General features: G+C 62.2%; 7 protein-coding genes and 1 tRNA gene. 1 reads left to right on the top strand and 7 read right to left on the bottom strand.

Features of this window, described 5'->3' with window-relative positions; genetic code table 11:
• Window positions 1-187: 187 nt before the first annotated feature.
• Window positions 188-264: transfer RNA gene (locus L9059_RS30045), tRNA-Val, on the bottom strand.
• A 183-nt stretch (window positions 265-447) separates the two neighbouring features.
• On the opposite strand from L9059_RS30045, the gene L9059_RS30040 reads away from it, so the two are divergent.
• Complete coding sequence (locus L9059_RS30040; protein ID WP_247295685.1) at window positions 448-1,731, top strand: NAD(P)/FAD-dependent oxidoreductase; 1,284 nt, start codon at window positions 448-450, stop codon at window positions 1,729-1,731.
• Between the two features lie 93 nt (window positions 1,732-1,824).
• Here L9059_RS30040 and L9059_RS30035 read toward each other — a convergent pair whose 3' ends face one another.
• The 6 genes from L9059_RS30035 to L9059_RS30010 form a co-directional block, all read right to left on the bottom strand.
• The gene (locus L9059_RS30035) at window positions 1,825-2,796 is read right to left on the bottom strand and encodes an XdhC family protein (RefSeq protein ID WP_247295682.1); all 972 of its coding nucleotides are present in this window, start codon (window positions 2,794-2,796) and stop codon (window positions 1,825-1,827) included.
• A 1-nt stretch (window position 2,797) separates the two neighbouring features.
• The gene (locus L9059_RS30030; protein WP_247295662.1) at window positions 2,798-4,033 is read right to left on the bottom strand and encodes a c-type cytochrome; all 1,236 of its coding nucleotides are present in this window, start codon (window positions 4,031-4,033) and stop codon (window positions 2,798-2,800) included.
• A 1-nt stretch (window position 4,034) separates the two neighbouring features.
• Entirely contained in the window at window positions 4,035-4,574 is a 540-nt protein-coding gene (locus L9059_RS30025) for a (2Fe-2S)-binding protein (RefSeq protein ID WP_247295646.1), read from the bottom strand.
• Window positions 4,567-7,398 carry a xanthine dehydrogenase family protein molybdopterin-binding subunit gene (locus tag L9059_RS30020; RefSeq protein ID WP_247295643.1) on the bottom strand — a complete coding sequence of 944 codons (2,832 nt, stop codon included), beginning with the start codon at window positions 7,396-7,398 and terminating at the stop codon, window positions 4,567-4,569. The genes L9059_RS30025 and L9059_RS30020 overlap by 8 nt, the downstream gene beginning before the upstream one ends.
• A 398-nt stretch (window positions 7,399-7,796) precedes the next feature.
• A complete protein-coding gene (locus tag L9059_RS30015) occupies window positions 7,797-10,199 on the bottom strand; it encodes a TonB-dependent receptor (protein ID WP_247295640.1) in 2,403 nt (800 codons plus the stop codon).
• A 67-nt stretch (window positions 10,200-10,266) separates the two neighbouring features.
• A partial coding sequence (locus L9059_RS30010; protein WP_247295624.1) for a FecR family protein occupies window positions 10,267-10,965 on the bottom strand: 699 nt, incomplete at its 5' end.

The following is a 10,965-nucleotide window of genomic DNA, read 5'->3' as shown; positions in this document are numbered from 1 at the left end:
CCCTTGCCTCTGGCTAACACTTCCCCTTGCCGGGTGTGTAGAGGACTTTCACCTCCAAGTCACCAGCGTGGCCACCACAGCCAAGCTGGTTGCGCTTGCGCGCAACGCGCCATGCCTGGCGCACCAACAAAAAAGGGCCCACCTTTCGGTGAGCCCTTCTAGACCGCCCAGCAGAGCGGATTTTGTTTGGTAGGCGCGATTGGACTCGAACCAACGACCCCCACCATGTCAAGGTGGTGCTCTAACCAACTGAGCTACGTGCCTGCTGTGAGGCGGCATTCTACGGAATTCCGGAGGGGTGTCAACACCTTTTTTCGCGCTAACCCTATGAATATGCAAAATATTTAATTTTGCTGCTGCGAGGAAGACTTTCCGGTGGCTGGCGGGGGATTTTCAACTCGGGTAGGATCGTCGCACTCGTAAAATATATTAAACAGAGGCAGCAGGATGGCGAACACTCCTTACCCAGAGTCCTATTACGCCGCATCGGCCAATGCGGTTCCGCCCCGCCCGGCTTTGCAGGATGACGTAGAGACTGATGTCTGTGTGATCGGCGCCGGATATACCGGGCTGTCCTCTGCCCTGTTTCTCCTGGAGAACGGCTTTAAGGTCACGGTGCTGGAGGCGGCCAAGGTTGGCTTTGGTGCTTCGGGGCGCAACGGCGGGCAAATCGTTAACAGTTACAGCCGCGATATCGATGTGATCGAGCGCACGGTCGGGCCCAAGCAGGCCCAGTTGCTGGGGCAGATGGCTTTCGAGGGCGGGCGGATCATTCGCGAGAGGGTGGCCAAATATAATATCCAGTGCGACCTGAAGGACGGCGGCGTGTTCGCTGCCATCACAGCCAAACAGATGGGCCATCTGGAGGCGCAGAAGCGTTTGTGGGAGCGCTTTGGGCATACACAGCTGGAATTGATGGATCAGACGCGTATTCGCGAGGTGGTGGCTTGCGATCAGTATGTCGGCGGGATGCTCGACATGAGCGGCGGGCATATTCATCCGTTGAACCTGGCGCTGGGTGAAGCCGCTGCAGTGGAGTCTCTGGGCGGGACTATCTATGAGCAGTCGCCGGCGGTGCGGATCGAGCGCGGCGCCAGTCCGGTGGTGCATACCCCAAAGGGCAAGGTCAGGGCCAAGTTCATTATCGTCGCGGGCAATGCCTACTTGGGGAATCTGGTGCCGGAACTGGCGGCCAAGTCGATGCCTTGCGGCACTCAGGTGATTACCACGGCGCCGCTGGGCGATGAGCTGGCCAGCAGTTTGCTGCCGCAGGACTACTGCGTGGAGGACTGTAACTACCTGCTCGACTATTACCGCCTGACCGCGGATAAGCGTTTGGTTTTCGGCGGTGGTGTTGTGTACGGCGCGCGGGATCCGGCGAACATCGAGGCGATCATTCGGCCGAAGATGCTCAAGGCGTTTCCACAGCTCAGGGATGTGAAAATCGATTACGCCTGGACCGGGAATTTCCTGCTGACCTTGTCGCGATTGCCTCAGGTGGGGCGGCTGGGGGACAACATTTATTACTCCCAGGGTTGCAGCGGGCATGGGGTGACGTATACGCATCTGGCGGGCAAGGTGTTGGCCGAGGCATTGCGCGGTCAGGCTGAGCGCTTTGATGCGTTTGCGGATCTGCCGCATTATCCGTTTCCGGGTGGTCAGCTGTTGCGTACGCCGTTTGCGGCGCTGGGGGCTTGGTACTACGGGTTGCGGGATAAGTTCGGGTACTGACGGACGCGAGTGCGCTTGCTCGCGATGAAGCGGTCACATTCAACATGCTTGTCCGTTATCGCGAGCAGGCTCGCTCCTGCAGGGTTGTGGTGGTTAGATTCGATCGCGGGGGATGCCGCCGCGGATTCTCAGGATGTCGGCAAGTACCGCCAAGGCGATTTCTGCGGGGGTCTTGCTACCCAGATTGAGGCCGATGGGCGCGTGGATCCGCGCCAGCTCGGCCTCGCCCAATCCACCAATGCGGCGCAAGCGTTCGAAGCGTTTCTGCGAGGTTTGTACCGAGCCCATGACGCCGATATAGAACGCGTCGGTGCGCACCGCTTCCATCATTGCCAGGTCATCGATGCGCGGGTCGTGGGTTAATGCCACGACTGCAGTGTCGCGGTGGCAGCCACCGTCGGCGATGAAGACCGAGGGCAGTTGCCGGCGAATCTCGACATTGTCCAGCACCACGCCCTCGAGCACTTCATCGCGCGGGTCACAGAGAATGACTTCGAAGCCAAGGCCCACGGCAAATTCTGCACAGGCCTGGGCGACACTGGAATAGCCCGCCAGCAGCAAACGCTGGGCAGCGCCGATGCGCACCCGAACCCGGTCGACTTCGCGCTCGATGCGCACGCCCTGCTCCCGATCCACAAACAGGTCACGGGCGCCGCTGGCCAGATCGATTTCGCGGATCAATCGACGCTGGCCGAGCAACGCCGATTCCAGTTCCCGCAGATGCGCCTGAACCTCGCAAGCCGGCTCAAGCTTTTCCACCAGCACGTCAAGAATCCCGCCACACGGCAGGCTGATCCGCGAGCGCGGGTCATCACGTTCGCCGTACCGAACCACGCACACGGCTTGCTCGAACGCGCCTTGAGCGACACGTTCGAGAAAGTCCTCCTCGACGCAACCACCCGACAGCGAACCGATCCACTGCCCCTCACCGCTCACCGCCAGCAGCGAGCCCGGTGCGCGAGGCGCCGAGCCGTAGGTGGCGAGCACCGTGCACAGCCAGACCTGCTGGCCGGCCATTGACCATTGCAGCGCGCGCCGTACCACTTGCAAGTCCAGATGCTGCATATCAGTGCACCTTGTGTTCGGTTGGAGGGGCGTCCGCTTGCAGCTTCTGCACGTCGCTGACGGCCAGTTCACCCGGTTGACCACCCCACCCTTGACGCAGGTAATTGAGCAGGTCGGTCAATTGGCCAGGGCTGAGTTTTTCGGCAAAACCCGGCATCGGCTGCATGCGTTCGAAGCCGACAAATTGCTGCTCGCCGATGCCGTCCTCGATCACCCGCAGCAGGTTGCGTGGATCATCCAGGCGCAGCGTGGTGTTGCCACGCATGGCCACCGCGATGTGCGGCTTGCCCTCGCCCTCTACCGCATGACAACCGGCGCAGACGTTCAGGTATTCCTGGCGACCGCGCTGGGCGCTGGCACTCAACTCCTCCAGAGGTACTTCGGTCAGCACTTTCGCCGCCGGCGGTTGATCGCCGAGCAGGTAGGTGGCCATCGCCGCCAGATCAGGATCAGTGAGGCCTTGGGTGCTGTTGTGGAACACCGGGAACATCTCGTTGAACATCGTGCCTTGGGCACTCATGCCGTGCTTGAGGAACGAACTCAAGTCCTGGTGATTCCAACCGCGGTTCGCCAGGTCGTCGGCCAGCAGGCTGGGCGCCAGATAGCCGTTGAGTACGCCTCCGGTCATGCGCTTGTCCTGCTGCATCGCACCGGGCAAGCCGCGTGGGGTGTGGCATTCGCCGCAGTGGCCGAGCACGTCGACCATGTACTGGCCGCGCTTGAACGCCTCGCTCTTGCCCTCGGCGGACGACAGTTTCATATCCTTGCCGTACAGCATGTTCCAGCCCGTAAGGCCCAGGCGCACGTTGAACGGAAAGCTCAGGCTGGTCACCGGCGCAGCGCGCTCGATGGGCTCGACGGTTTTCAGGTAGGCGTGAATCGCGTCGGAGTCTGCCCTCGGCATCAGGTGATAGGAGGTGTACGGCATCGCCGGGTACAGGTTGGCCCCGTCGCGACGCTTGCCTTCGGTGAGCGCAGCGAAGAATTCCTCATCGCTGTACTGGCCGATACCGTGCTTCTTGCTTGGGGTGATATTGGTGCCGTAGATGGTGCCGAACGGCGAAACGATCGGCAGCCCCCCTGCGTACGGAGCGCCACCCGGGGCGGTGTGGCAGGCCATGCAGTCGGCGGCGCGCGCGAGGTATTCGCCGCGCTTGACCTGATCGTCGGCGTGCGCCAGCAACACCGGCGCAGCCAGGCCAACCGCCAACGCCAGGTGGGAAAATAGATGCTTCATGTTAGCCCTCCTTGACCAGGCCGAGATCGGTCAGCACGTTGCGCGTGGCACTGTAGTAACGCACGTAGCCGGTGCAGCGGCAGACGTGGTGACCGAGGCTGTCCTCGATCACCTGTTCCAGTTGACTCTTGACGATCGGCTGGCGCTGCAGCTTCTCTACCAGCACCGTCGCGGCATTGACGAAACCGGGCGCGCAGTAGCTGCACTGGAACGCGAATTCATCAACGAAGCGTTGCTGGATCGGATTGAGCTCAGTGACCTGGCCCTGCTCATCGCGGGTGGCATGGCCTTCGATGGTTCGCACTTTCTTGCCTTCGAAATAGTGCGCGCCCGTGATGCAGGTGCGCACCTCCTCGCTGGTGCCGTCGGGGTTGTCGACGATTACCACGCAGGCATGACAGATGCCCTGGCCGCAGCCCAGGCGCGAGCCGGTGAGGTTCTTGTATTCGTGCAGGTAGTCGATCATCGGCAGGTCATCAGGGATGTCCACCGGGCCGACGGTTTGACCGTTGAGGGTCAGTTGAAGCGGACGGTTAGCCATTGAGGGCCTCCTTGATGCGGGCAGAAGTGATAGGCAGGTCGCGCACGCGCTTGCCGATGGCGTGGGCTACAGCGTTACCGATGGCACCCACAACCGGGATCATCACCACTTCGGCGATGCCTTTGGATGGATCACTCGGTGACAGCGGCGGCAGGATTTCCGCCGTTTGCTTCCAGACCGCAACGTGGCGCGCCATGGGTAGACGATAGCGGTTGAAGTTCCAGTCACCCTCCCCCGGCCCTCCCTCGTAAAGCGGCATTTCTTCCAGCAGTGCATGGCCGATGCCCATGGCGATGCCACCTTCAATTTGGCCCCTGACCAGTTCTTCCACCAGCACCCGACCGCACTCGACCCATGAGTGATGGTTGAGCACCTGCACTTCGGCCGAGCCCTTGTTCACCTTCAGTTCGACCAGGGTCGCCACCGGGCTGTAGTAAGTCACGGCGGCGTTGTTCAACTGGGTGTCCGGGTAGTGCACGTTCTGCCGATCAAGCAGATGGAAACCGGCGCTGTTCATCTGCGCCTTCTTCGCGTTCGGGGCACCGTCGCCGTACTTCACCGCCAGGCTGTCGAGCGGTAGCCGCTCGCGCACACCATCAATGCTGAACTCGGCCTCGGCCCAACTCCAGCGGTTAAAACCGTGCACGGTGGCGCCGGTGACCAGGCCTTTTTCGTGAGCGTGTCTGGCCAGCTGTTCGAAGCTCAACGGCTGCATGCCGTTGGCGGTGAGTTTGCCGTCGACCCAATGCGCGTCTTCCCGGCGAACCACGTAGGGGTTGGCCTGGCCGCCATAAGGACCCTGGCGCCAGATCTGCAGCGCCGCCGGCCATAGGCCGTGGTTGAACAACACGCGCGCCGCTTCACGGGTAGCGTGGCTGAAGTAATAAGCCGAGTTGGTCGCCGACGAGGCCGAGGCCAGCTTGCCGACCCAGCGCGGGTTGCGCAGCAGAGTGTCCTGCTCGGCCTGGCTCATGATGTACGGGTTGCCGCCGGTGATCAGCTGCAACTCTCGCCATTCGGTCTCGCCCGTCTTCACTTCGTGGGCCGGGCTGCCGAGGAAATCGGCCACTACCATGGCTTGCGAAGTGGACATGCCGGTGCCGATTTCGATACCGATGTGGCGCAGGTGAATACGCCCTTCGGCATTGAACTCGATGCTCGCCATCGGTGCTTCGGAACCGGTGCCGAAGTCCTTCTGGCAGATGGCGAAGCCGACACCGTACCAGTGATCCGGGTCCTGGGCTTCACGCTCTTGCTTGATCTTGTCGCGGCTCTTCCAGACTTCGTGCACGGCCGCCTTGTCGAGAATTTCGTGCAGGCGCAAGGCACCCGCCGGCACCGCGCCCTGGGTGTTTTTCATGCCCGAGAGCATGGCGTTTTTCTTGCGCAGGTCGATGGCATCGATGCCCAGGCGACCGGCAATTTCGTCGACCATCATCTCGGTCGAGGCCATGCTCTGCAGGGTGCCGTAGCCACGCATCGAGCCGGCTTCAACAGCGCGGGAATGATAGGCGGTGACCTGCAGATCGTTCTGCGGCATGTAGTAGATCGACTGCGCCGCCGTGGCGCCGACCGCCGCTACCGACGGGCTGTAGTTCACGCGCCCGCCACCGTCGACGCTCATTTCGGCGCGGAAGATCTTGAAACTGTGATCGGTCTTGTCCACCGCCAGTTGATAGCGGATGTCGAACGGGTGACGCTTGATGCCGCTCTGGAACTGCTCGTAGCGGTCGTTGGCCAGACGCACCGGCACACCGGCGCCGTACAGGGCGGCCAGCGCTGCGTAGTAGACGAAAATATTGTGGTCCTTGGAACCGTAACCCACGGTGTAGCCCGGGTGCATGTTCAGGTTGGCCAGGCCAAAACGCGACGGCGCGATCATCTTCGCGGTCTCGGTGGCGGTTTCCAACGGGCACTGGGTGGCGACCACAAAATGCAGGGTCTTGGTCGCAGGGTCGTACCAGCCATTGCCGTTATCCGGTTCCATGGCGGCCGGCTCGATCGACGGGGTCTTGTAGCGCTCATCGAACACCAGCCAGTTGTCTGGCGGGGTGTCGATCTGCTGCTTCATGCGTTCGGCGTAGAACAGCCCGCGCTCAGTCAGGTTGCCGTGCAGGTTGGGCTGCGAATCCCAGACCGGCCGACGGTTGCGCAGCATCGGGAACAGGATCGAATCCTTGAGGCTGGCGAATTCGTCTTCGTCCGCCGAAGTCGCGCCGCCGACCCGCACGTAGCGGAAGCTGCCGTAGGGATCACCTTCGTAGAACGGCACCTGGGCACCGTAGCGAATGGCCTTGTCGTTGAACTTGAGTTTGGCCTTGGCCTGGCGGAAGCGCTCGAAGTCGTTCCAGATCAGGATCGCCACCGGATGACCGATGAACATCGGCACCTTGCCGACCGGCAACAGCGGGTCGGGGGCATGCTCTTCGGGGAAGACGATGCCGTCTTGCTCCAGGTCTTCTGCGGTGACGATGCGGTCCGGCTGCAAGTCGGCACCGAGCCACGCCAGGTCGTAACCGGCGTAGAGGCGGTCGGCCTTGGTGATCTTCAGCAGCATGGCGTGGCCTTGCTGCTCGGGCCAGCCCGGCATGTCCTTGGCGCGGATGTCGCGGGCAAACACCTTGCTGCCGCACACCTTGGACAGGGCATCGTTACGCGAGCGCGCCTTGCCGTTGTTACCGAGCCATTGCTCGGACGGCACGGTCACGCTGTTTTCCATCAAGGCGGCCAGGGCCTGGGTGCTGAGCGGTGTAAGCGTCACGCTCACCCCCGCCACCAACCCGCCCTGTAGGAACGAGCGCCGGGATATATCACGGTTGGACATGGATCATCCTCTGAGCGGTTATGGGCCCGCCCTTCTGGTTATGTTCTGGAAATCTCGAGTCTTGCAGGAACCCTTTTTGGACGGAGCAAAGGGCTGTGTTGACAGTGCAAAGCTGACCGACAGGTTAACTTTAAAGGTTTATGCGCTCGGGGCAAACAACCAGTTACAAAAAACTGACCAGAAGATCAAAATATTGCGGATTTTTGGGTTGATGGTGTCAGGTCGGTCAGTCCCACGGCGAATGTGACAACGTCATCGCGAGCAGGCTCACTCCTACAGGGGTTTGCGGCGAACACAAAATGGTGTGCGCTGCGGACTACTGTAGGAGTGAGCCTGCTCGCGATAGCGTCGGGTCAGTCACACCCTCCGGTATCGCCAGCAAGCCAACTCCTGAAGGTTTAGAAATCCACGGTCGCCGAAAGCAGATAGGTCCGCGGTGTTGAGAGGGTCAGGCCAGGCTCGCTGTCATCCGAGGCACCCGCCGAGCTCCAGTAACGTTTGTCCGCCACGTTCTCGACGTTGCCGCGCAAGGTGATGGTCCTGTCATCGAGCTTGAACGCGTAACGTGCACCCACGTCGAAGCGTTCCCACGAGTCGATCTCCTTGTTGTTGGACTGGTCCAGGTACTGCGAGCTGGAGTAGATGCCGCGGCTGGTCAGGGTCAGGCCCTGGGCGGTCGGCACGTCCCACTCGGCGCCGAGGTTGACGTTGTATTGGGGCGTGGCGGGTGCGCGGTTGCCGTCGAAGGTGCCGTTGGTGGTGCGGGTCAGTTCGCTGTCGATGTACATGACACCACCAAGCAGGCGGAAACCATCCAGCGGTTCGCCGAATACGCTCAGCTCTACGCCCTTGTTCTCGCGCTTGCCGTTCGGGCCGAAGACTCGCGTAGTGGCGTTGGTTTCGTAGGCCGGTTGCTTGATGCGGAATACCGCTGCGGTCACGGCGAACGGGCCGGCGTCATATTTGGCGCCGACTTCGACCTGACGGCTGATGAAGGGCGGGAAGATCTGGTCTTCGTTGACCGAGGTCGACGGTGCGATCTTGCCCTGGCTCAAACCTTCCATGTAGTTGGCGTACAGCGATAGTTTGTCAGTCGCCTTGAACAGGATGCCGCCCGACGGCGAAACCTTCTCCTCGTCGTAGGCGGTGGCGCCCTTGATGTTGTCGGACCAGTCGTCCACCTTCACCCGCTGCCAGCGAGCACCCACGGTCAGCAGCAATCGGTCATCGAAGAAACCCAGGGTGTCGGACAACGCCACGCCGCTAAAGCGGTTCTCGGTGTAGACCTTGGCATCCTGGCGCGTCGGTCTGGCTGGCGTCGGAGTGTCCATCGGGTCGTAGATATTGCTCGGCGCGGCAGCATACCGTGCGCCGCCATTCTCGAAGTCCATGTAGAAATAGCTGGCCGCCAGATTGACCTCGTGGCTTACCGGGCCGGTGTGAAACCAGTTGCGCACCCCGGCCGTGGCCGTCCGCACATTTTCGTCGCGGGTGAAGTCGCGGGGTTGCACGCTGAAGTCGCCCGCATCGTTGGTGACCGACACCGCATGCCGGAGGAAGTCGTGATTACTTTTGCGCGCGCCGACTCCGCCGTACAGCATGACCGAATCATTGACGTCGAACTCGCCGTTCACGGTGCCGAAAGTATCCTCGGTGCGCGCCTTGCTCCAGGCCTGCGCGTAGTTGTGGCGCACATCACCGGCATGCGGGACCTGGGCGTTGGCACCTACTTGCACACGCTCCTGTGGCGCGTCGGTATTGCGTTCGGTGTGGCCGATGTCTGTCGAGAGCCGCAGGCGCTCTCCGCGAAAGTCCAGGCCCAGCACGGCCATCTCGCGGCCGACGCTCTGGTGATCCCATTCAGTGTCACCAGACTGCTTCACGCCGTTGAAGCGCAGGCCAAACTTGTCGTCTTCGCCAAAGCGCCGACCGACATCCACGGCGCCGCCGAGCTGGTTGTTGGACGCGTAGCTGCCGGTGAATGAAGTGATCGGCTTGTCGGTGGCACGCTTGGGCACCACGTTGATCCCGCCACCCACGCTGCCCCGCGGCGAGATACCGTTGATGAGCTGGCTGGGGCCCTTGAGGATATCGACGCGATCGGCCATTTCCATGTCGATGGTGTAAGTCGGCAATACGCCATAGAGACCGTTGTAGGCGACATCACTGTTGAACAGGCTGAGGCCGCGAATGGTGAACTGCTCGTAACGTCCGCCGGTCGGGTTGGTGGCGCGAACCGAAGGATCGTTGGCGATCAGGTCGCCCAAGGTCCGGGCCTGCTGGTTTTCGATCACCTCGCCGGTGTAGGTGGTCATGCTGAACGGCGTTTCCATGAAGTCTTTCGAGCCGAGCAAGCCTTGCGCACCGCGACGCGCAACCTGGCCGCCGGCAAACACCTCGCCGCCCTCCCCGCCGGTGGCACCGAGAATCGAGGTGGGCGCCAGCTGCAAGCTGCTGCCTTCCAGCGCCGGGGTGAGAATGTACGCCTGCTCACCTACCGCCTGCAGTTGCAGACCGGAACCCTGGAGCAAGCGGGCAAAGCCCTCCTCGACGGCGAATTCACCGGACAGCCCGCGACTGCTGCGGCCGCTGACCAGCGCCGGATCCACCGACAGATTGACGCCCGACAGACCGGCAAATCGGGTCAATGCATCGCTCAGGCTGCCGGCCGGCACCTGGTAGCTGCGCCGGTTAGTGTCCTCAGCCCAGGTTGGCGAGATCAACAATGGACTGGCACTCAGGCCCAGCATCAGGCTCAGGCGCAACAACGGACGCAGACGCGGGCAGGAAGCGGTAGGCATTGAATAGGCTCTCTTGATTCGTTCACATGCCTTCAATGACAGGCGAGTCGAAAAAAGGGGCCAGGCTTTACACACTATTTTTGCGCGGCAGTAACGTGACCCAATAGCGGGTTCGCGAGTGAATCTCCAACGGCAGGCTGGCGACGAGCAGCGCGAGCACCCGGTCAGTGTCGTCCAGACGGAAGCTGCCGGTGACGCGCAGGTTTTCCAGCTCCGGCTCCCAGCGCAGGACACCCGGTCGATAGGTGCTCAGTTCACGCAGGAAGTCCCCCAGCGGCTGGTCCTTCGCCATCAGCACACCCTCACGCCAACCCGGCGCCAACGTATCAAATGCGCTGACGGATCCGGCACCCGCAGCCTGCAGGCTGACTTGCTGGCCGGCGCGCAAAGCCAGGACCGCCCCGTGCAAAGGTTGCAACTGCACGGCGCCGTTGTAGACCGACACCCGGCAGCCGCGAGCGTCCTGGCGAACGCAGACTTCACTGCGGCTGACGATGACATTGCCAAAACGGGTGTGGACCGTCAGCGGCAAATCACTCGGCACTGCCAGGGACATTTCGCCCTCGATCAGCTTGACGCGGCGCGCCTGCAAATCCACATCAACTGCGCTGGCGGTGTTGAGTTGCAGTGCACTGCCATCGGCCAGTCGGATCTGCTCGCGCTCGCCGGTGGCCGTGTGCAAATCGGCACGCCAGGCATCCAGGGGCAGTTGGCGACTGATCAGCCACGCCGCCGGCACCAGGGCCACCGCGCCCAGGGCGCGCTT

The sequence above is a fragment of the Pseudomonas violetae genome (genome assembly GCF_023072615.1).
GTDB classification, from domain to species: domain Bacteria; phylum Pseudomonadota; class Gammaproteobacteria; order Pseudomonadales; family Pseudomonadaceae; genus Aquipseudomonas; species Aquipseudomonas violetae.
This window is presented reverse-complemented; position numbering and strand designations above follow the sequence as displayed.